Source organism: Ruegeria sp. AD11(2025) (assembly GCF_056542405.1).
Genome location: NZ_JBQFZU010000011.1, coordinates 64,025 through 83,307, shown reverse-complemented (window position 1 = coordinate 83,307; position 19,283 = coordinate 64,025). Strand labels below are relative to the sequence as shown.

Genomic DNA, 19,283 nt, shown 5'->3' with positions numbered 1-19,283 from the left:
GCTTAGGACGTGGTGACATGAACCTTGAACTGACCATCGAAGACGGGCGCTGGCAGGGGCTGGAACCCTTGGCTGCGCGCGCTATTCATGCCGTACTGGATCATTGCGGTCTGGATGCTGACCTGTGCGAGATCAGCCTGCTGGCCTGTGACGACACCCGGATCGCCGAACTGAATGCAGAGTTTCGGGAAAAGCCTGCGCCGACCAACGTGCTCAGTTGGCCAGCCGAGGAACTGGCCGCTGACCAACCGGGCCAGTCGCCACTGCCGCCCGACCCGGATTTCACTGGCGAATTCGCGCTGGGAGATATTGCGATCTCCTACGACACCTGCGCGCGTGAGGCGGCCGAGGTTGGCAAACCCATGGATGATCACGTCACACATCTGATCATTCACGGAACACTACATTTGCTGGGATACGACCACATCCGCGATGCAGACGCCGATTTGATGGAAGCGGTCGAGGTCGATATACTTGGCAAACTGGGTCTTGATGACCCATATAGTGCGTAGACGGGCCTTCAGGGCTGATAATTTGGAACGGGATTATGGGCGATACAGACGGCAGTTCTATGGCGGCGCAGAGCGCGCAACCGAAGAACGGCGGTGACAATGTCAAAGAGAAAGCTGGGTTTTTTTCTCGCATAGTGGACGCGTTTTCGCCACAGGACGAGGATGAGGTCCACGTAGCCAACGGGCACGAGGCCGACACGACTCAACCGCGCGGCATGATCAACTTGCGGCGGATGCGGGTCGAGGATGTGGCCATTCCGACTGCCGAAATCATCTCGGTCCCTTCAACAATCACGAAAGATGAACTGGCGCAGGTGTTTCGTGATAGTGGCCTGTCTCGGATACCGGTGTACGAGGGAACGCTGGATACTCCTTTGGGATTCGTCCACCTCAAGGATTTTGCGCTGACCCACGGGTTTAACGGCAGCGGCGCCGAGTTCGATCTCGTGTCGATGCTGAGGACTTTGCTGTTTGTGCCGCCCTCGATGCCAATTGGTGTGCTGCTGACAAAGATGCAGACAGAACGCCGCCACATGGCGCTGGTGATCGACGAATATGGCGGTGTTGACGGCTTGCTAACCATCGAGGACTTGATCGAGCAGGTGGTTGGTGAGATTGCCGATGAACATGACGCCGACGAAGATCAGCTTTGGGTGCAGGAAAAGCCTGGCTGCTACATCGTTCAGGCACGTGTCCCTCTGGAAGAGTTCGAGGCCGAGATCGGGCGCTCACTGACCAGTCACGAGGACGTAGACGAGGAAGAGATTGATACCTTGGGCGGTCTTGTTTTCATGCTGTCGGGCCGTGTGCCTGCGCGGGGTGAGGTTGTTCTGCATCCCGAAGGTCCGGAATTCGAGGTGATCGATGCCGATCCGCGCCGAATCAAGCGTTTACGTGTCATGTTACCGGACCTTGCTGCATGAACCCTGCGCAGGGGTGGCCTTTTTGGCTGAGGTTTGTGTTTTCGGCCCTGCTGGGCGCTCTGGCGGCGTTTGGCCTCGCACCGCTTGGGATTTGGGCAGCCACCTTGGCCGCACTGGTGCTGTTGGCACCGCTGTTTCTATACTCTGAGTCGCGGGGGCGGGCCGCTTGGTTGGGCTGGGCCTTTGCCACCGGATACTTCGCGCGCGGACTCAGCTGGATCATCGAGCCGTTTTTTGTAGACGCCGAGCGCCACGCCTGGATGGCACCCTTCGCCTTGATCTTCATGGCAGGCGGGCTGGCCCTGTTCTGGGCGCTTGCCTTTTGGGCCGCAAGGAGACCGGGAAAAGGTGCCGTTGGGCAGGCGGTTTTCCTGGCCTTGGCCGTGTCTCTGGCGGAATGCGCCCGAGGCTATGTGCTGACCGGGTTTCCCTGGGCCGGTCTGGCGCAGGTTTGGGTCGATACGCCGATGGTACAGCTTTTATCCCTGTTCGGACCATACGGTCTGGGCACTTTGACCCTTTTGGCAACGCTTCCCATGGGCGCGGCACTGGCGCAACGTGGCGGATTTGCGCTGCCACTGGGCCTGTCGATAGGAATTGCCTGTCTGGCCCTGGCCTATGCGGCCTCGCGTCCGACCGTCACCGAGACCGATCACGCCGTGCGTATGATCCAACCCAACGCCCCACAACATCAGAAATGGGATCCGGACTATGCGCCGTTGTTTTTTGCGCGTCAGATTGGGTTCACCGCCGCGCAACCCCGACCGGACCTGATTGTCTGGCCCGAAACGTCGATACCGGCATGGCTGGGCAGTGCACAGCCGTATTTGGCCGCAGTCACAGATGCAGCGCAGGGCGTACCGGTATTTCTGGGTATCCAGCGGGGTGACGGGCCGCGCATCTACAATTCAATGATCTATCTGGACGAGCAGGGACAACAACAGGGTCTGTATGACAAGCACCACCTTGCGCCGTTTGGAGAATACGTGCCGTTCGGAAACCTTTTGGCACGGTTCGGCATTCACGGGATGGCGACCACCGCTGGCCATGGTTTCAGCTCGGGACCGGGGGCCGCCTTGATGGATGCGGGAAAGCTGGGCAAGGCGCTGCCGCTGATCTGTTACGAGGCTGTGTTCACGCAGGATGTCTTGTCTGCACCGGGGCGCGCTAATTTTCTGCTGCAAATCACCAATGATGCCTGGTTCGGTACGCGGTCCGGCCCATATCAGCATCTGGCTCAAGCCCAGATGCGCGCGATCGAGCAGGGTCTTCCGATGATGCGCTCGGCCAATACCGGGGTTTCGGCGATGATCGATCCGCTGGGGCACGTTGTGGATTCGCTGGCTTTGGGGCAGGCGGGTTTTGTGGATGCAAAACTGCCAGCGCCGCTGCCCCCCACTGTATACGCCCGGATCGGCGATATCCCGGTCTTTGTTCTGCTGGCGGTTTTGTTCGTGCTGCTTTGGTGCAACGTCCGGCGAAAACACGCTTAAATTCTGATTGACCCTGTGAAGCTGTAGGCGTATCCCCTCGCTTGCCCGTCACAACGGCTTCCTGGCGTGATGGGGAAATCTCAATGGAGCACTTTCATGTCCCGACAGAACTACACATTTACTTCGGAATCCGTATCCGAAGGGCACCCGGATAAGGTTTGTGACCGGATTTCCGATGCCGTCCTTGACGCATTTCTGAACGAAGAACCCGAAGCACGCGTGGCGTGCGAAACCTTTGCCACGACCGACCGAGTGGTGATCGGTGGCGAAGTAGGTCTGTCCGATCAGGAAAAGCTGCACGATTATATGGGCCGCATCGACGAGATCGCGCGCGCCTGTATCAAGGATATCGGCTATGAGCAGGATAAGTTTCATCACGAAACCGTCGAGGTGACAAATCTGCTGCACGAACAGTCCGCCCATATTGCTCAGGGCGTGGACGCCTCGGATAACAAGGATGAGGGCGCTGGCGACCAGGGCATCATGTTCGGTTACGCCACCACCGAAACCCCTGCGCTGATGCCAGCACCGATCCAGTACTCGCACGCGATTCTGCGTCGTCTGGCCGAAGTGCGCAAGAACGGCACCGAGCCCGCACTGGGCCCGGACGCGAAATCGCAGCTGTCGGTTGTGTACCGCGATGGCAAGCCGGTCGGCGTCAGTTCGATCGTGCTGTCGACTCAGCACCTGGACGAGGCGCTGAGCTCGGACGACATCCGTGCCATCGTCGAACCCTATATCACCGAAACCCTGCCCGCAGGCTGGCTGACCGCAGAAACCGAATGGCACGTGAACCCGACGGGCAAATTCGTGATCGGCGGCCCGGATGGCGACGCGGGTTTGACCGGGCGCAAGATCATCGTCGACACCTACGGCGGTGCCGCGCCTCATGGTGGTGGTGCGTTCTCGGGGAAAGACCCGACCAAGGTGGACCGCTCGGCCGCTTATGCCGCGCGCTATCTGGCCAAGAACGTGGTTGCTGCGGGCATGGCGGAACGCTGCACCATTCAGCTGAGCTATGCGATTGGTGTGTCCAAACCTCTGTCGATCTACGCCGATACGCACGGCACCGGCGAGATTGCGGACGCTCTCATCGAAACTGCCGTCGGACAGGTGATGGACCTGACCCCGCGCGGTATTCGCGAGCACCTGAAACTGAACAAGCCTATCTACCAGCGCACGGCTGCTTATGGCCATTTCGGACGTGAACCCGATGCGGATGGCGGATTCAGCTGGGAGCGTACTGACTTGGTCGATGCGCTGAAAACCGCGGTCTGATCCAATGCAATACAAAGCGCGCCCTAACCGGCGCGCTTTTTCGTTCAGGCGCCGGGGTTGCAACACTTGGACCTGCGCAGTATGGGCACCGCCATGAGCACCCAGACACCAAAACGCCCCCGCAGAAACTTCTATGGCCGCTTTAAGGGCAAGACACTGAAGCAGAGTCAAAAGACGTATCTGAACGAAGATCTCGATGCCCTGTCTCCGGGCGCGGTCGATTGGGAAACCAACCCTGAACGTCACCCGCTGGACCTGGACGCGCTGTTCGGCGGCAAGGATGTTTGGCTTGAGGTTGGCTTCGGCGGTGGCGAGCATCTGGTGCATCAGGCCGCCAGCAACCCCGATATCGGTATCATCGGGGCTGAACCCTATATCAACGGCGTCGCCATGCTGCTGGGTAAAATTCGTCAGGCCGGAGTCGAAAACCTTGCGGTGCACCCCGGTGACGCACGCGATCTGTTCGACGTGCTTCCCGAAGCCAGCATTTCGCGCGCCTTTTTGCTGTACCCCGACCCCTGGCCCAAAACGCGGCACCACCGCCGTCGCTTTGTCACGCCCGAACATCTGGAACCGCTGGCGCGCGTGCTGAAGCCGGGGTCAATCTTCCGCGTGGCAACTGACATCCCCGACTATGTTCGCCAGACGCTGGAGGAAGTTCCGCACGCAGGTTTCGAGTGGCTGGCTGAACGCCCCGCAGACTGGCGCGAACCGTGGGAGGACTGGATTTCCACTCGATATGAGCAGAAAGCTCTGCGCGAAGGCCGCACACCACATTACCTTACGTTCCGCAAAACCTGACCGCTACGGCGCGGGATCGCGCATGCTGGGGAAGGCTCGGCCTTTTGCAAACCATGCCAGCCCGAATGCCCAAAGCGCGATGGTTTCTACAAAAAAAGTCAGGTTATGGGATTTCCATCCTGTCTGGGCGCCTTCACCAGAAAAGGCGACGATACCCAGAGTCAGAACGCACAACAGGATCGTGATGCCGCATAACGAATACAAAGTATTGCGTCGCTTTTTCGTCTGGATCATTTGCCCGTGTCTTAAGTGACGCTCCGGAACCACGCGGCGTAAAACGAAAAGGCAATAAAGGCCAAGATAGATAAACAGGATGCCCGCAGCCCAGGCATGTAAGTGCGGCGCGCCCGAAAACAGGGTGAAGAATGCTTCCGGTTCGGGGTCCGACAGGACCGGCGGCGGCGTTTGGTTCACATCGGCAAAAATCCGAGACTTAAAGCTGACGGGTTCTTCGCAGCCAGACCCGCTTGTTGGGAAAACCGCGACAAAACATGCGCCTATTCCGGCGATGAATGACCCAAGATCCTCAAGCCAATGATCTCCGGTATAGGCGATTAGGAAACCACCGATAAAAACCATTAAACCGACGAAGATGGTCCCAAGGAATTGGGCATAGTAGAAATGGCTTATGCTGTCGCGAAAACAGCTGCCACCAAACACTGCGCCGCTGGCAAGGATGATCGGCAGGCCAAAGGCCACGAGGCCGACCAGAAAGGCCAGGCGCATCTGCAGAACACTGTCTGTCTTTAGTGGATCTTTGGGCTGAAAGAACTTTTCCGTTCCGCTGGAAAGCATGGTTTGAAGCTGTGACATGGAAAAAACCTTGGACATTGAATTATGAGCAACAAAAAATGAACTCGTCCTTGAGTTTGACCATTGTAGCCCAGAAACTCCTGATCGCCCAAACCTCGCTCCCTCTGGCGGTCGTATTGCGGCTGGACCAAGCGGCCCCAATTCGCTAATCGGCTTGAGCACTGATAGCGAAAACAGGAGCCCCCATGTCCGGACACGGCACGCCAATCCCGATGACCTCGCATCCCTGCGGCCCGCTGACCGGCACAGCAGAGGTGCCCGGCGACAAGTCGATCTCGCACCGGTCGCTGATCCTTGGCGCTATGGCGGTGGGTGAAACCAAAATCTCGGGCCTGCTTGAGGGCGAGGACGTTCTGGACACCGCCAAGGCGATGCGCGCCTTTGGGGCCGAGGTGACGGACCACGGTGGTGGTGAATGGACCGTGCATGGTGTCGGAGTCGGTGGTTTTGCCGAGCCGGATCAGGTGATCGACTGCGGCAATTCGGGTACCGGAGTGCGACTTATCATGGGGGCAATGGCGACCTCGCCCATCACCGCGACCTTTACCGGAGACGCGAGCCTCAACAAACGCCCGATGGCGCGGGTCACCGATCCGTTGGCGCTGTTTGGTACGCAGTCGGTTGGCCGTGCCGGTGGGCGTCTGCCGATGACGATCGTGGGTGCGGCGGAACCCGTGCCGGTCCGCTACGAAGTCCCAGTACCGTCGGCGCAAGTGAAATCCGCCGTGCTGCTGGCTGGCCTGAACGCGCCCGGCAAGACGGTGGTAATTGAGAAAGAGGCCACGCGTGACCATTCGGAGCGGATGCTGGCCGGGTTTGGCGCCGAAATTTCCGTCGAGGATACCGATGAGGGGCGGGTGATCACTCTGACCGGCCGCCCCGAGCTAAAACCGCAAGTCATCGCCGTGCCGCGCGACCCGTCTAGCGCGGCCTTCCCGGTCTGCGCGGCGCTGATCACGCCGGGTTCGGATGTGTTGGTGCCAGGTATCGGCCTGAACCCGACCCGTGCGGGGCTGTTTACCACTCTGCGCGAAATGGGCGCAGATCTGACCTATGAAAACGAACGCGAAGAGGGCGGTGAGCCCGTTGCCGATCTGCGCGCCAAGTATTCGCCCAACATGAAGGGTATCAACGTGCCGCCGGAACGCGCGGCCTCGATGATCGACGAATACCCGGTTCTGTCCGTGGTTGCAGCCAATGCCACAGGCACCACGATGATGGGCGGCGTCAAAGAGCTGCGCGTCAAGGAGAGTGACCGGATCGACGCAATGGCCAGGGGTCTGCGCGCCAATGGCGTGACCGTTGACGAGGGCGAAGAATGGTGGTCGGTCGAGGGGCTGGGCATCGGCAATATCCCCGGCGGCGGTACGTGCGAGAGCTTTCTGGACCACCGCATCGCCATGTCGTTCATGGTGATGGGGATGGGCGCGCAGACCCCGGTCTCGGTCGATGACGGCGGCCCGATCGCGACCTCATTCCCGATTTTCGAACCGCTGATGGCGTCTCTGGGCGCCAAGGTCGAACGCACGTGAGCTTTACTGTCGCCATTGACGGCCCTGCGGCGGCGGGGAAGGGCACGATCTCGAAAGGCGTTGCCGCACACTTCGGGTTCGCGCATCTGGATACGGGGTTGCTCTACCGCGCGGTTGGGCGTCGCACTCTGGACGGTACCGACCCGGTCGAGGCCGCGCAGGCGCTGACGGCTGACGAGCTGGAGCAGGGTGATCTGCGTACGGCCGAGATTGCGCAGGCGGCGTCGAAAGTGGCTGTAATCCCTGAGGTCCGGTCGGCGTTGGTCGCCTTCCAACGCGATTTTGCCCGTCGTGCCGGGGGCGCGGTTCTGGATGGGCGCGATATCGGAACGGTGATCTGCCCTGAGGCCGAGGTGAAGCTGTTCGTCACCGCCAGCGCCGAAGTTCGGTCCGAGCGGCGTTTTCTGGAATTGAGCGCCAAGGGATCGGAAGTCACCCGCGAAATGGTGCTGGCCGATGTGCGCGAACGCGATGCACGGGATGCCGAACGCAGCACTGCACCGATGAAACCCGCCGACGATGCCGTACTGCTGGACACGTCCGATCTGAGTATCGAGGCTGCGCTAGCTCAGGCCGTGGCCTTCATCGAAAAGAAAAAGCCCGCGACGCCATAGCGCTGCGGGCTTTCAGGATTACAACTCGCCGACGGCGACGCTTTTGATATTCGCCCACTGATCGTCAGCGGTTTTTGCCGTGGCTGTCACGTCCTTCAGGAAGGCCGCGCGGGTTTCGGCGTTCAGGAAAAGGTACAGCTTGCCATCCGCGACGAGATATTGATCCGGATCGCCGTCAAACTTCTTGCCCACCGAAACGCCGAACGAACAGAACCCGCCGTGCTGAGGCAGGTAGGCGGCGGGGTTGGTCTCGAACGCTTCGCGGTTCGCAGCGCTGGTAAAGTAGTAGGACGCCCCGTCATAGGTGGCGGAATGGGTGGCAAAGCCCTCGACCGGATTGCCGTCACTCACCAGCGCGACCAGATCGACGCCGTGCGCGGCCAGCGGCGCACCGGCCGCCGAGATACCGTTAGAAACGTTTATCTCATCCGCGGCAAAGGCGGGTGCCGCGATCAGAGGCAGGGCGGCGAGGACGGTTGTCAGAACCAGAGATTTCATTGGGATTTCCTTTCCTGTTCAGGTTTGGATCAGCCGGGCGGCCAACCGCTGAAACATAAGTAGAGGGGTAGTTCTGAACGGGCTATCGCAGGAAGCCCGCCAAATCTTGCAGATCGTTCAAACCTGCGGTGGGGCGGGATAAGTCCTTCACCAAGCTTTGTTTGGTCACTCCGCCAGCCGGCCCCTATGGTTGGAGCGTAGCCTGCAGGAGAGATGCGATGATCCGACTAGCCCTAACTCTGTTTTTTCTGGCCGGAAGCCTGGCTGCTCAGGAGGCCGAGCCACCGATGGACTATGAACGTCTGGGCAAGATCATCTTCGCGCTCGACCCTGAGGCACAGCCGCGCGGGCCAGGGTTCCAACTGACCGTATCGGACGTTCCGGTTCTGATCATCACCGACAGCAATGCCGACCGGATGCGCGCGATGATCCCGATCCGCAGCGCCGAGGGCCTGACCGCCGAGGACATGCACCGCATGATGCAGGCCAATTTCGACAGCGCTCTCGACGCGCGCTATGCGATTGCCAACGGAATGCTGTGGGCAACATTCATTCATCCGCTGTCACCGCTTGAAAAGGACCAGCTGATCTCGGGGTTGGCGCAGACGGTGAACATCGCCAAGACCTATGGCTCGCTTTATTCCGGCGGTGCGCAGCAGTTCGGCGGAGGGGACAGCGGTAACCTTCAGCGGGATCTGATCGAGGAATTGCTTAAGAAAGGCGAAGAAATCTAAGCCGGAACAGAAGCAGGTGTTCGATCGCCCAGCAAATACCGCAGTACGTCCAAGTAGTCGAAGGCCAGCGACACGGCGATGGTCAAGACCACCACACGGATTATCCATTTGGGAGCGACGGGGATGTCTTCGCGCGCCTGTTGTTTCCAGAGGTAATAGGCAAGCGGTGTCCAGAACACGGCGTGGCCGAGCCCCATCAAACGGACATAACCAAGCTGGTTGAAGATCAGCAGAACGCCGGCCGCCGCCAGCAAACTGCACAGGATCGTAATAATCGCTGTCAGGCGTGTCTGCCGCCAAATCAATAGTGAGATCGGTAACAGGAAGGCGCCAAAGCTCAGAATGTTCATCCATATCTGAACCCACTGGGGTTGATGTGCAACGATGACGTTGAACTCTTCCATGATCTGACAATTCCGGTCTGTGTGCCTGCCAGACCAGTGGTGCCGGGGTGATGCAAGGTGTGCAACCGGGCAAGGCTGCTATCAACCGATTGTGAGGTCGGCGATGTTGTCCCTGTTCTTCGCGCTAAGTGCTTTCGACTTGCGAGACCGGAGCCAACCCGCTATAGAGCACCGGTCTTAACAAGGGCGGCTAACGTCCGGATGACGTATCTGAGCAGGGCCGGGTTACCTCGGCCCTTTGTGTTTGTGTAGTCAGATGCGCCCCGGGTTACGCCTCAAGGCACCATGAAACAAGACCGGCGGAGACAACCGCTCGGCCAGCAAAAACGTACTGTAAAGGAAAACAACGCCACATGGCTAACGCATCCATGGAGGAATTCGAAGCCCTCCTTAATGAAAGCTTCGAAATGGACACACCCGAAGAGGGTTCTGTTGTCAAAGGCAAGGTACTGGCGATCGAAGCCGGCCAAGCCATCATCGACGTCGGCTACAAAATGGAAGGCCGCGTTGATCTGAAAGAATTCGCAAATCCCGGCGAAGCCCCTGAAATCGCTGTTGGCGACGAGGTCGAAGTCTACCTGCGCGCCGCAGAAAACGCCCGTGGCGAAGCCGTCATCTCGCGCGAGATGGCCCGCCGTGAAGAGGCATGGGACCGTCTGGAAAAAGCATATGCCGACGACCAGCGCGTCGAAGGTGCTATCTTCGGTCGCGTCAAAGGTGGCTTCACCGTCGATCTGGGTGGCGCAGTTGCGTTCCTGCCCGGCTCGCAGGTTGACGTGCGCCCCGTGCGCGACGCTGGCCCGCTGATGGGTCTGAAGCAGCCGTTCCAGATTCTGAAAATGGACCGCCGCCGTGGCAACATCGTTGTGTCGCGTCGCGCAATCCTGGAAGAATCGCGTGCCGAACAGCGTGCCGAAGTTATCGGCAACCTGTCCGAAGGTCAGACCGTCGAGGGTGTCGTCAAGAACATCACCGAATACGGCGCATTTGTTGACCTGGGCGGCGTTGACGGCCTGCTGCACGTCACCGACATGGCATGGCGTCGTGTGAACCACCCGTCCGAGATCCTGACGATCGGCGAAACCATCAAGGTTCAGGTCATCAAGATCAACAAAGAGACCCACCGCATCAGCCTGGGCATGAAGCAGCTGCAGGAAGATCCGTGGGATCTGGTTGCTGCGAAATACCCGCTGGGCTCGGTCCATCAGGGTCGCGTCACCAACATCACCGACTACGGCGCGTTCGTCGAGCTGGAAGCCGGTGTCGAAGGTCTGGTGCACGTGTCCGAGATGTCCTGGACCAAGAAAAACGTCCACCCCGGCAAGATCGTTTCGACCAGCCAGGAAGTCGACGTTATGGTTCTGGAAATCGACGGCGCCAAGCGTCGCGTGTCTCTGGGCCTGAAGCAGACTCAGCGCAACCCGTGGGAAGTGTTCGCAGAAACGCACCCCGAGGGCACGCAGGTCGAAGGCGAAGTCAAGAACATCACCGAATTCGGTCTGTTCATCGGCCTCGAAGGCGACATCGACGGCATGGTTCACCTGTCGGACCTGTCCTGGGACGAGCGTGGCGAGGATGCCATCCAGAACTACCGCAAAGGCGACATGGTTTCGGCCGTTGTCTCGGAAGTTGACGTCGAAAAAGAGCGTATCTCGCTGTCGATCAAAGCCCTGGGCGGTGACAAGTTCGCCGAAGCCGTGGGCGGCGTGAAGCGTGGTTCGGTCATCACTGTCGAAGTCACCGCGATCGAAGATGGTGGCATCGAGGTCGAGTACGAAGGCATGAAATCGTTCATCCGTCGTTCGGACCTGTCGCGTGACCGTGCCGAACAGCGCCCTGAGCGTTTCTCGGTCGGTGACAAGGTCGACGTTCGCGTCACCAACGTTGACAGCAAGACCCGCCGTTTGGGCCTGTCGATCAAGGCACGCGAGATCGCCGAAGAGAAAGAGGCCGTGGAACAGTACGGTTCTTCCGACTCGGGCGCATCGCTGGGCGATATCCTGGGTGCGGCGCTGAAGTCCGGCGACTAAGCCAAGGCATCAGCCTTAGCCGAATTTACGGCCCCGCGTATCCGCGCGGGGCCGTTTTTGTTGCGAATCAATATGTTCCAAATTCCGGACTTATTTCGGGTGTGGTTCGCGCTTTAAGCGCGGAATTCGCGTGAACAAGCGAAAAATCGCGCGGTTTAGCAGCAAAATGAAGGCTTTGCACAAAGAGTTTACGTTCCCCCGATCCGACTTTTTTCCTATACTGTTCAGAACAATAGAGATGGTTAACCGATCGCCTGGGAGGGTAGCGCTCATGATCCGTTCAGAACTGATTCAGAAAATCGCCGACGAGAACCCGCATTTATATCAACGCGACGTCGAGCGGATCGTGAATACCGTGTTCGAAGAAGTGACGGATGCCATGGCGCGCGGTGACCGTGTGGAACTGCGTGGCTTCGGTGCCTTTTCGGTGAAACAGCGCGACGCGCGTGTCGGCCGCAATCCCCGCACGGGTGAGACTGTTCAAGTCGAAGAAAAATGTGTGCCGTTTTTCAAAACTGGCAAGTTGCTTAGGGATCGATTGAACGGTAAAGCCTAAGTCATGATGCGCTACCTTCGATATGCTTTCCTGGCGATCCTCGGGATCGTTCTTATTTCCGTCTCGCTGGCCAATCGCGAAACGGTTGAACTGTCGCTGATGCCGGAACCCTTTGCCGAGCTTGTGGGTTTTAACTTCAGCACGTCGCTGCCGCTGTTCGTGGTGGTGTTGGGCGGCGTTGTCGCAGGCCTGATCATCGGTTTCCTCTGGGAATGGCTGCGCGAGCACAAGCACCGCCGGGATGCGTCCGTGAAGAAAAACGAAGTGCGCAAGCTTGAGCGTGAAGTCAAAAAGCTCAAGAAAAAGCAGAACGAAGGTCAGGACGAAGTTCTGGCCCTGCTGGACGAGGCCAGCTGAGGCAAACCAATGCCCCAAGACGCAAGTGTCAAAATCTGCGGCCTGACCGCCCCCGATCACGTGCGCGTGGCAGCCGAGGCTGGCGCACGTTATGTCGGGTTCGTGTTCTTCCCAAAATCGCCACGGCATCTGGACATTGAGGCCGCCACCGAACTGGCCCATCTGGTGCCTTCTGGTGTGGCCAAGGTCGCGCTGACCGTGAACGCGTCGGATGAGGAACTGGACCGGATCGTGGCCAGCGTACCGTTGGACATGTTGCAACTGCACGGCAAGGAAAGCCCGGATCGCGTGGCCGAGATCCGCGAACGGTTCGGCCTGCCCGTGATGAAAGCCATTGGTGTGGCCGAAGCTGAAGACCTTGTGGCAATCGACCTGTACTCGGAAGTGTCGGACCAACTGCTGATCGACGCCAAGCCACCGCGCAACGCCGAGTTGCCGGGCGGCAACGGCCTGGCTTTTGACTGGCGCCTGCTGGCCGGGCGCAAGTACTGGCGGCGCCCGTGGATGCTGGCCGGGGGGTTGACGGCTGATAACGTTGCCGATGCCATGCGCATGACTGGCGCGCGGCAGGTCGATGTCTCTTCGGGCGTGGAAAGCGCGCCCGGCGTGAAGGACGCAACCCTCATCCGCGCCTTTATCGACGCCACCCGGTGATCTGATCGCCCGGTGCCTGCGTATCTCCGATAGGGGAGGGCGCGGCAATGCTGGCAGCGATTGGCGGAGTTTCATTGAAACGGTGGTATTACGGGCCGGAGTTTTTTTGGCGCGCGCATCAGGCGTTGCTTCAGGCGCGCGGCGATCCGTTGTGTCTGAAAGCGGATGTCTTTCCGTATCAGGGGCTCTATTTCTCGCTCAGTGTCTGGCACGATGCCGAGGCGATGCTGACCTTTGCCCATTCCGGTCCGCACCGACGCGTGGTGCAGGCCGCTGTACGACTGGCCGAGGTGAGTGAGTTTCACCACTTCCCCTGCATTGCAGTGCCCAGTAGAGAGCAGGCGTTGCAAATCTGGGCGCAGCACCTTGAAGCGGCGGAATAATACGTTTTGCCATGGCAAATCCCGCCGCCACCTCCTATGAACAATGGGCACGACGATGGAGAAACCCATGGCCAACGATCTTTTCAATTCCTTCATGTCCGGCCCCGATGAACAGGGCCGCTTTGGCATCTTCGGCGGGCGGTTCGTCAGCGAAACGCTGATGCCCCTGATCCTGTCGCTGGAGGAGGAGTATGAGAAGGCCAAGGACGATCCCACCTTCTGGGCCGAGATGGACGATCTGTGGGCGAACTACGTGGGCCGCCCCTCGCCACTGTATTACGCGGAACGTCTGACTGAGCATCTGGGCGGTGCTAAGATCTACCTGAAACGCGACGAGCTTAACCACACCGGCGCTCACAAGATTAACAACGTGCTGGGCCAGATCATTCTGGCGCGGCGCATGGGCAAGACCCGGATCATTGCTGAAACCGGAGCCGGTCAGCACGGCGTGGCCACTGCCACCGTCTGCGCCAAGTTTGGCCTGAAGTGCGTGGTCTATATGGGCGCGCATGACGTGCAGCGTCAGGCCCCGAACGTGTTTCGTATGCGCCTGCTGGGGGCCGAGGTGATTCCGGTGACCTCTGGCCGCGGCACGCTGAAAGACGCGATGAACGACGCGCTGCGTGACTGGGTGACCAATGTGCGCGACACCTTTTATTGCATCGGCACCGTGGCGGGGCCGCACCCCTATCCGGCGATGGTGCGCGATTTCCAGTCGATTATCGGCAAGGAAGCCAAAGAGCAGATGATGAAGGCCGAAGGCCGTCTGCCTGACACGATCATTGCTGCAATCGGTGGCGGCTCGAACGCGATGGGCTTGTTCTACCCGTTCCTCGACGACAAGGACGTCAACATCATCGGTGTTGAGGCCGGTGGCAAGGGCGTGAACGAAAAGATGGAGCATTGCGCCTCATTGACCGGTGGGCGTCCGGGCGTATTGCACGGCAACCGCACATATCTGCTGCAGGACGATGACGGGCAGATTCTGGAAGGCTATTCGATCTCAGCCGGTCTGGATTATCCGGGTATCGGTCCCGAACACTCGTGGCTGCACGAAATTGGCCGCGCCAACTATGTCTCGATCACCGACAAAGAAGCGCTGGAGGCGTTCCAGCTGTGCTGCGCGACCGAAGGCATCATCCCGGCGCTTGAGCCCTCCCACGCGCTGGCCCATGTAATGAAAATCGCCCCCGAACTGCCCAAGGATCACCTGATCTGCATGAACATGTGCGGTCGTGGCGACAAGGACGTGCAGACCGTGGCCAAGTATCTTAACTTCGACATGTCGGATACCGAAGGCCGCAGCGCCGATTGACCAGGTGGTAAAATTTGAAATTTGTGACAAGAGCGGCGCACCTTTGACGGGTGCGCCGCTTTGTTTTTGTCGCGCTACCTTTTCGAATATTGCGCAGATGGGTAATTTTGTTGCGCGCCCGCCACAGGTGCGATTTTGACCCCCAGAAAATTATTGAGCGAATCCAGACCTTTCGCCTAAACCCGCCGTTACCGGTCGCAACGGGCCGGACCCTAGCGGGCAGAGGTGATCACTCTCCCGGTGCGGACGGCGCTGCCGAAACCGTATGCCAGGGCCGAAACCGGGGATTGGTACACGCTTTGTAGCTCAGTTGGATAGAGCGACAGGTTTCCCATCTGTAGGCGAAGGTTCAATTCCTTCCAAAGCTCCAAATGTAGCTCATTCTGGTGAGAGCAATCGACTGCAAATCGATGTGTAACGGGTTCGAATCCCGTCATTTGAAAAGCTGTTCAGTCAGCACCGGCCTTCCACGCCGGCCCGTGAAAACGGTCCAAAACATATGGGTCCGGGTGTTCCCCAGCAGGGGCGGCACCGCGCAGCGTCAGGCTTTGGCCGGGCGGGGCAGGGGTCTTCGCTGCTCTGGCCTTGGGCCGGAGGGCAGATGACGGTACCGCCGGATCGGTGCCCCGCTTGGCCTATGGGTCACGCGGCGCATGGGTCCCGCGCCCCTCTCTCTGATCCTCCCGCGCAGGGGTATGGCGCGGGGGATGTCCGGATCTTTCCCGCTTTCGTCCGAAGGCTTCACACCTGTCACCCGTTCGGGGTGCATCCCACTGAAAACATGAAAAGGAGTTCGCAATTGCGACGACGATAGAGCGAGACGAAAAGGAGAAATGACATGACACTGTTCCAAGATCTGATCGACCGGCTGACCGGTCACCAACGGCTGACCCTGACCGAGACCCAGCGGATGCTGGTCCTGCGCAACGGGGTGTTCGATGCAATCCTCGGCCCCGGGAAACACCGGCTGCCGCGCAAGGATGTGCTGACCGAGCTGCACGATCTGGAAAAGCTCTTTTTCGTGTCGCCCTATGAGCGGGCGCTGATGCAGAACCGGCCCGAGCTGGCCGCCAAGCATCTGACCGAGTTCCGGGCCGAACCTGACGAAGTTCTGGTTCTGCTGCGGGATGGGGTGGCTGTTCGGGTGCTGAACCCCGAAGCACGGGTGCTTGTATGGAAGGCCGCAGGGCCGTGGAAGATCGAGCATCACGCGTTGACCGACACCATGGTTGTGCCCAAAGCGACGGCGCAGCGGCTGGTTCGGGCCGGGCTGCGGCTGAACCTGACGCAGGTTGAGGTGGCCGAAGGGCATACCGGGCTGCTGACGGTTGACGGGGTACTGGTGGATCAGCTGGCCCCCGGTGCGCATGCCTTCTGGAAAGTCGGGCGGAACGTGGAGGTCAAACAGATCGACCTGCGGCAACGGACCCATGAGGTGACAGGGCAGGAGATCCTGACCAAGGACCGGGTGACCATCCGGGTCAACCTCAGCGCTGATTACCGGGTCATTGATTCGGTAAAGGCGGTGGGGGCGGTCAAGGACTTCGATCAGGCCCTGCACCGGGCGCTGCAACTGGCGTTTCGGAAGACTTTGGGGGCGATGACACTGGACCGGCTGCTGGCCGAGAAGGTGACTGTCGACACCGAGGCCGCGGATCGGGTGCGGACACAAATGGCCGGGATCGGTATCGAAGTCGGTGAAATCGCGTTGAAAGACGTCATCCTGCCCGGTGAGATGCGGGAAATCCTGACCGCCGTGGTCGCTGCCGAGAAACAGGCCGAGGCCAACGTCATCCGGCGGCGGGAAGAAACCAACGCCACGCGGTCCCTGCTGAACACCGCGAAGGTGATGGCGGAAAACCCGGTGATGCTGCGGCTGAAAGAGCTGGAGGCGCTGGAAACCATCGCCGGGAAGGTCGAACGGCTGACGGTCTACAACGGGACCGAAGGGCTGATGTCCGACCTTGTCAAACTGCGGGAGTGATCCCGAATAAGGGCCGGTCCGGGATGTCCTGGGCCGGTCTGGCTATTCCGCAACCGCGTGTTCGGTCAGCAGCCGCAGTGGCACCACGTCGAGCGCGCGCTGGTGTGTGGCTTCAAGATGTACCTTTGGCGCGCAGCCTTCGTCATGGGCCTGCAGAAAACGCCCGGCGCACAGACACCAGCTGTCACCCGGTTTCAGGCCGGCAAAGTTGAACTCGGGGCGCGGGGTGCTCAGATCGTTTCCGACATACTTGGAGAACGCGAGAAACTCGGCCGTCATTACCGCGCAAACCGTGTGGCTGCCCTGATCCTCGGGGCAGGTGTTGCAGGCCCCATCGCGAAAGAATCCGGTCAGTGGATCACGGGAACACGGGGCAAGCACACCTCCCAAAACGTTGATACTGTCCTGTTTTTGCATGGATCCACCTTACAGGCTTTGCGCGATCTTGCGGAACATTTCTATATTCTGGTCGCTGACGCCCGGATCGCGGAATTTCCGGTCTGCTCCGGTGGACACAATCAGCACGTCGCGGGATTGATCAAAATAGATGTATTGTCCGTAGATTCCACGCGCAAAGAACTCACCCTCATGTGCACCTTTGGGAATCCACCATTGATAGCCATACCCGGTTTCACCCGCCTGTGTCGGGGCGCTGGGCCAGGTTGACTCGCGAATCCATTCAGCCGGAACAAGCTGTTGTCCGTCATGCGTGCCGTTCTGCAGGATCATCTGCCCAAAGCGCGCAAAATCCCGCGTGGTAAAGTTCAACCCAGCCAGCACAAAGGCAACGCCCGCCCCGTCGGTGATGTAATACCCGTCCCGTTCCAGCTGCAGCGGTTGTATGATCTTTTCGGTCATCAGCTCGGGCACATTGCGCCCGGTTGCGCCGCGGATCACCATACCCAGCACGTGGGTATCGATCGACACATATTGCCAAGTCTCACCCGGGGGTGCGAAACCGTCTTGTAGTGAAGCCGCGAAATCATCCAGTTCACCGCCCAATGCTATGATCCGGCCCATTCGGTTGATGTCGGAATTGTAGTCAAAGTAGTCTTCATCAAAGGTAACGCCGCTGGCCATGTTCAGTACGTTCCGGATCGTCGCACCGTCATAGGCAGAGCCCGCCAGTTTTGGCGCGTATTTCACGACCGGGTCGTCCAGCGACTCGATAGCCCCTTCGGCCAGTAGGACGCCGAACAACGCCGAAAGGTAGCTCTTGGCAACCGACCATGAAATTCGCCGATCCTCGGGAGACGTGCCCAGATAGTATTCTTCGAACCGGATCTGCCCGTCCTGCATCACCAGCAAAGAGGTCACGGCGCGATCCTCGATCCATTGGTCAGTGCCGTCGGGCAGGTCAAAGCCGGGGCCATAGGGCAGCTCCCATGTCTGGCCATCGCCGCGCGGCAGATCGACCGTCAGAAAAGCCTCATCCATATGAGAGAAATTGTGGACGATTTTTTCTTCGGAAAACAGAGAATTCACGGCCATCAGCCGTTGAATCTCTTCGCGTTTCCAGACCCCGACAACAACTGCAGCCAGCACCAACATCAGCAGGATGCGCAGCACCCACTTGAACAGAGCCTTCATCTTTCGCCTCCCTCATTCCTGCGGCATTGGAACCCGCCCGATGTGGTTCCGCAATTGGGACGTTGCGGCAAGGTCAACAGCCCTATTTGAACTTGTCCAGCAGCTTTTGCATGGCCGAGCGTTCGTCGACCTCGGGTTCCGGCGCGTGGGTGGCGTCCGATTTTGGTGTTTTGGCCGGAGATTTCGAAGACCGCGGCGGCGCGGTGCGCAGGGCAACTGCGTTCATGAACTTGCCGCTTTCCTCATCAGCCAGATATCCAGCGCCGTCAGACACTCCACGCAGCACGTCGTCCAGCCAGTCGGCATCGGCCTTGGCGAAATCGCTCAGGACATATGGAGAGACCAGCTCTTTCCGCCCCGGATGCCCGATCCCCAGCCTGACCCGGTCATAGGCCGGGCTGATATGTTCGTGGATCGAGCGCAGCCCGTTATGCCCGGCATGTCCACCGCCCGCCTTGACGCGCACCTTACCAGGGGCAAGGTCCAACTCGTCGTGAAAGATGGTCACGTCAGTCGAGTCCAGCTTGTAGAACCGCATCGCCTCGCCTACCGACTGACCAGACCGGTTCATGAAAGTTTGCGGCTTGATCAGCAGCACCTTTTTGCGGCCCAAACGCCCCTCGGCGGTCTCAGCCTGAAATTTGGACTTCCACGGACCAAAACCGTGATCTTCGGCGATCCGGTCCACGGCCATAAAGCCGATATTGTGCCGGTTGCGGGCGTATTTCGACCCCGGGTTCCCCAATCCGACAAACAGTTTCATAGTCTCGTCCTTGTGCGATGCACGTGGTTGATGGCACGGAATGCCATCT

21 protein-coding genes, 1 tRNA gene and 1 riboswitch are annotated in these 19,283 nt (G+C 59.6%); of the genes, 16 read left to right on the top strand and 6 right to left on the bottom strand.

Features of this window, described 5'->3' with window-relative positions; genetic code table 11:
- Positions 1-17: 17 nt before the first annotated feature.
- From ybeY to trmB, 5 genes are all read left to right on the top strand, one after another.
- Complete coding sequence (gene ybeY / locus ACR1XY_RS12500; RefSeq protein WP_480593714.1) at positions 18-512, top strand: rRNA maturation RNase YbeY; 495 nt, start codon at positions 18-20, stop codon at positions 510-512.
- Positions 513-547: 35 nt separating this feature from the next.
- Positions 548-1,435: a hemolysin family protein gene (locus ACR1XY_RS12495; RefSeq protein WP_480593713.1), complete on the top strand. Its 888-nt coding sequence runs from the start codon at positions 548-550 to the stop codon at positions 1,433-1,435.
- Positions 1,432-2,928 (top strand): apolipoprotein N-acyltransferase, encoded by a 1,497-nt coding sequence (lnt, locus tag ACR1XY_RS12490; RefSeq protein ID WP_480593711.1) that lies wholly within the window; start codon positions 1,432-1,434, stop codon positions 2,926-2,928. Before ACR1XY_RS12495 ends, lnt begins: the two co-directional genes overlap by 4 nt.
- 42 nt (positions 2,929-2,970) lie before the next feature.
- Positions 2,971-3,019, top strand: a riboswitch (SAM-SAH riboswitch).
- A 5-nt stretch (positions 3,020-3,024) separates the two neighbouring features.
- Positions 3,025-4,206 (top strand): methionine adenosyltransferase, encoded by a 1,182-nt coding sequence (gene metK / locus ACR1XY_RS12485; RefSeq protein ID WP_480593710.1) that lies wholly within the window; start codon positions 3,025-3,027, stop codon positions 4,204-4,206.
- Between the two features lie 93 nt (positions 4,207-4,299).
- A complete protein-coding gene (gene trmB, locus ACR1XY_RS12480) occupies positions 4,300-5,007 on the top strand; it encodes a tRNA (guanine(46)-N(7))-methyltransferase TrmB (protein WP_480593709.1) in 708 nt (235 codons plus the stop codon).
- A gap of 3 nt (positions 5,008-5,010) precedes the next feature.
- On the opposite strand, the gene ACR1XY_RS12475 is transcribed toward trmB, so the two are convergent.
- Positions 5,011-5,820, bottom strand: coding sequence for a hypothetical protein (locus tag ACR1XY_RS12475; protein ID WP_480593707.1), 810 nt, complete (start codon positions 5,818-5,820; stop codon positions 5,011-5,013).
- A 185-nt stretch (positions 5,821-6,005) separates the two neighbouring features.
- Here ACR1XY_RS12475 and aroA point away from each other — a divergent pair, with 185 nt between their 5' ends.
- On the top strand, positions 6,006-7,352 hold the full coding sequence (gene aroA, locus ACR1XY_RS12470) for a 3-phosphoshikimate 1-carboxyvinyltransferase (RefSeq protein WP_480593705.1): 1,347 nt from the start codon (positions 6,006-6,008) through the stop codon (positions 7,350-7,352).
- Positions 7,349-7,966, top strand: coding sequence for a (d)CMP kinase (locus ACR1XY_RS12465; protein WP_480593704.1), 618 nt, complete (start codon positions 7,349-7,351; stop codon positions 7,964-7,966). Before aroA ends, ACR1XY_RS12465 begins: the two co-directional genes overlap by 4 nt.
- Positions 7,967-7,984: 18 nt before the next feature.
- On the opposite strand, the gene ACR1XY_RS12460 is transcribed toward ACR1XY_RS12465, so the two are convergent.
- Entirely contained in the window at positions 7,985-8,464 is a 480-nt protein-coding gene (locus ACR1XY_RS12460) for a YHS domain-containing (seleno)protein (RefSeq protein WP_480593702.1), read from the bottom strand.
- Positions 8,465-8,682: 218 nt separating this feature from the next.
- Between ACR1XY_RS12460 and ACR1XY_RS12455 the strand changes: the two genes are divergently transcribed.
- On the top strand, positions 8,683-9,198 hold the full coding sequence (locus tag ACR1XY_RS12455) for a hypothetical protein (RefSeq protein WP_480593700.1): 516 nt from the start codon (positions 8,683-8,685) through the stop codon (positions 9,196-9,198).
- On the opposite strand, the gene ACR1XY_RS12450 is transcribed toward ACR1XY_RS12455, so the two are convergent.
- Positions 9,195-9,602, bottom strand: coding sequence for a hypothetical protein (locus ACR1XY_RS12450; protein ID WP_480593699.1), 408 nt, complete (start codon positions 9,600-9,602; stop codon positions 9,195-9,197). The two genes, ACR1XY_RS12455 and ACR1XY_RS12450, sit on opposite strands and share 4 nt — an antisense overlap.
- Before the next feature lie 353 nt (positions 9,603-9,955).
- On the opposite strand from ACR1XY_RS12450, the gene rpsA reads away from it, so the two are divergent.
- From rpsA to ACR1XY_RS12410, 8 genes are all read left to right on the top strand, one after another.
- Positions 9,956-11,632, top strand: a complete 1,677-nt coding sequence (gene rpsA, locus ACR1XY_RS12445) for a 30S ribosomal protein S1 (protein WP_170326968.1) — start codon at positions 9,956-9,958, stop codon at positions 11,630-11,632.
- Positions 11,633-11,903: 271 nt separating this feature from the next.
- Positions 11,904-12,188 carry an integration host factor subunit beta gene (ihfB, locus tag ACR1XY_RS12440; RefSeq protein WP_037310872.1) on the top strand — a complete coding sequence of 95 codons (285 nt, stop codon included), beginning with the start codon at positions 11,904-11,906 and terminating at the stop codon, positions 12,186-12,188.
- Between the two features lie 6 nt (positions 12,189-12,194).
- On the top strand, positions 12,195-12,545 hold the full coding sequence (locus ACR1XY_RS12435) for a lipopolysaccharide assembly protein LapA domain-containing protein (RefSeq protein ID WP_480593798.1): 351 nt from the start codon (positions 12,195-12,197) through the stop codon (positions 12,543-12,545).
- Positions 12,546-12,554: 9 nt separating this feature from the next.
- Positions 12,555-13,199, top strand: coding sequence for a phosphoribosylanthranilate isomerase (locus tag ACR1XY_RS12430; RefSeq protein WP_480593698.1), 645 nt, complete (start codon positions 12,555-12,557; stop codon positions 13,197-13,199).
- Between the two features lie 47 nt (positions 13,200-13,246).
- A complete protein-coding gene (locus tag ACR1XY_RS12425) occupies positions 13,247-13,582 on the top strand; it encodes a hypothetical protein (protein WP_480593697.1) in 336 nt (111 codons plus the stop codon).
- Between the two features lie 67 nt (positions 13,583-13,649).
- Complete coding sequence (trpB, locus tag ACR1XY_RS12420; RefSeq protein ID WP_480593695.1) at positions 13,650-14,897, top strand: tryptophan synthase subunit beta; 1,248 nt, start codon at positions 13,650-13,652, stop codon at positions 14,895-14,897.
- 367 nt (positions 14,898-15,264) lie between these two features.
- Positions 15,265-15,339, top strand: a tRNA-Cys gene (locus ACR1XY_RS12415).
- A 396-nt stretch (positions 15,340-15,735) separates the two neighbouring features.
- A complete protein-coding gene (locus tag ACR1XY_RS12410; RefSeq protein ID WP_480593694.1) occupies positions 15,736-16,881 on the top strand; it encodes a slipin family protein in 1,146 nt (381 codons plus the stop codon).
- Positions 16,882-16,923: 42 nt separating this feature from the next.
- Here the strand turns inward: ACR1XY_RS12410 and ACR1XY_RS12405 are convergent, their stop codons facing one another.
- The 3 genes from ACR1XY_RS12405 to pth all read right to left on the bottom strand — a co-directional run bounded on the left by ACR1XY_RS12405 (position 16,924) and on the right by pth (position 19,234).
- Positions 16,924-17,298, bottom strand: coding sequence for a DUF2237 family protein (locus ACR1XY_RS12405; RefSeq protein ID WP_480593692.1), 375 nt, complete (start codon positions 17,296-17,298; stop codon positions 16,924-16,926).
- 9 nt (positions 17,299-17,307) lie between these two features.
- Complete coding sequence (locus ACR1XY_RS12400) at positions 17,308-18,471, bottom strand: serine hydrolase domain-containing protein (RefSeq protein ID WP_480593690.1); 1,164 nt, start codon at positions 18,469-18,471, stop codon at positions 17,308-17,310.
- A gap of 82 nt (positions 18,472-18,553) precedes the next feature.
- On the bottom strand, positions 18,554-19,234 hold the full coding sequence (pth, locus tag ACR1XY_RS12395) for an aminoacyl-tRNA hydrolase (RefSeq protein WP_480593689.1): 681 nt from the start codon (positions 19,232-19,234) through the stop codon (positions 18,554-18,556).
- Between the last annotated feature and the right edge of the window lie 49 nt (positions 19,235-19,283).

Bases quoted from the DNA above. Each gene is read 5' to 3' on its own strand.
- ybeY (WP_480593714.1), top strand. From the start codon at position 18: ATGAACCTTGAACTGACCATCGAAGACGGGCGCTGGCAGGGGCTGGAA.
- ACR1XY_RS12450 (WP_480593699.1), bottom strand. From the start codon at position 9,602: ATGGAAGAGTTCAACGTCATCGTTGCACATCAACCCCAGTGGGTTCAG.
- lnt (WP_480593711.1), top strand. From the start codon at position 1,432: ATGAACCCTGCGCAGGGGTGGCCTTTTTGGCTGAGGTTTGTGTTTTCG.
- ACR1XY_RS12475 (WP_480593707.1), bottom strand. From the start codon at position 5,820: ATGTCACAGCTTCAAACCATGCTTTCCAGCGGAACGGAAAAGTTCTTT.
- aroA (WP_480593705.1), top strand. From the start codon at position 6,006: ATGTCCGGACACGGCACGCCAATCCCGATGACCTCGCATCCCTGCGGC.
- ACR1XY_RS12425 (WP_480593697.1), top strand. From the start codon at position 13,247: ATGCTGGCAGCGATTGGCGGAGTTTCATTGAAACGGTGGTATTACGGG.
- ACR1XY_RS12495 (WP_480593713.1), top strand. From the start codon at position 548: ATGGGCGATACAGACGGCAGTTCTATGGCGGCGCAGAGCGCGCAACCG.
- trpB (WP_480593695.1), top strand. From the start codon at position 13,650: ATGGCCAACGATCTTTTCAATTCCTTCATGTCCGGCCCCGATGAACAG.
- ihfB (WP_037310872.1), top strand. From the start codon at position 11,904: ATGATCCGTTCAGAACTGATTCAGAAAATCGCCGACGAGAACCCGCAT.
- ACR1XY_RS12410 (WP_480593694.1), top strand. From the start codon at position 15,736: ATGACACTGTTCCAAGATCTGATCGACCGGCTGACCGGTCACCAACGG.
- ACR1XY_RS12405 (WP_480593692.1), bottom strand. From the start codon at position 17,298: ATGCAAAAACAGGACAGTATCAACGTTTTGGGAGGTGTGCTTGCCCCG.
- rpsA (WP_170326968.1), top strand. From the start codon at position 9,956: ATGGCTAACGCATCCATGGAGGAATTCGAAGCCCTCCTTAATGAAAGC.
- ACR1XY_RS12430 (WP_480593698.1), top strand. From the start codon at position 12,555: ATGCCCCAAGACGCAAGTGTCAAAATCTGCGGCCTGACCGCCCCCGAT.
- ACR1XY_RS12400 (WP_480593690.1), bottom strand. From the start codon at position 18,471: ATGAAGGCTCTGTTCAAGTGGGTGCTGCGCATCCTGCTGATGTTGGTG.
- ACR1XY_RS12435 (WP_480593798.1), top strand. From the start codon at position 12,195: ATGCGCTACCTTCGATATGCTTTCCTGGCGATCCTCGGGATCGTTCTT.
- ACR1XY_RS12460 (WP_480593702.1), bottom strand. From the start codon at position 8,464: ATGAAATCTCTGGTTCTGACAACCGTCCTCGCCGCCCTGCCTCTGATC.
- metK (WP_480593710.1), top strand. From the start codon at position 3,025: ATGTCCCGACAGAACTACACATTTACTTCGGAATCCGTATCCGAAGGG.
- pth (WP_480593689.1), bottom strand. From the start codon at position 19,234: ATGAAACTGTTTGTCGGATTGGGGAACCCGGGGTCGAAATACGCCCGC.
- ACR1XY_RS12455 (WP_480593700.1), top strand. From the start codon at position 8,683: ATGATCCGACTAGCCCTAACTCTGTTTTTTCTGGCCGGAAGCCTGGCT.
- trmB (WP_480593709.1), top strand. From the start codon at position 4,300: ATGAGCACCCAGACACCAAAACGCCCCCGCAGAAACTTCTATGGCCGC.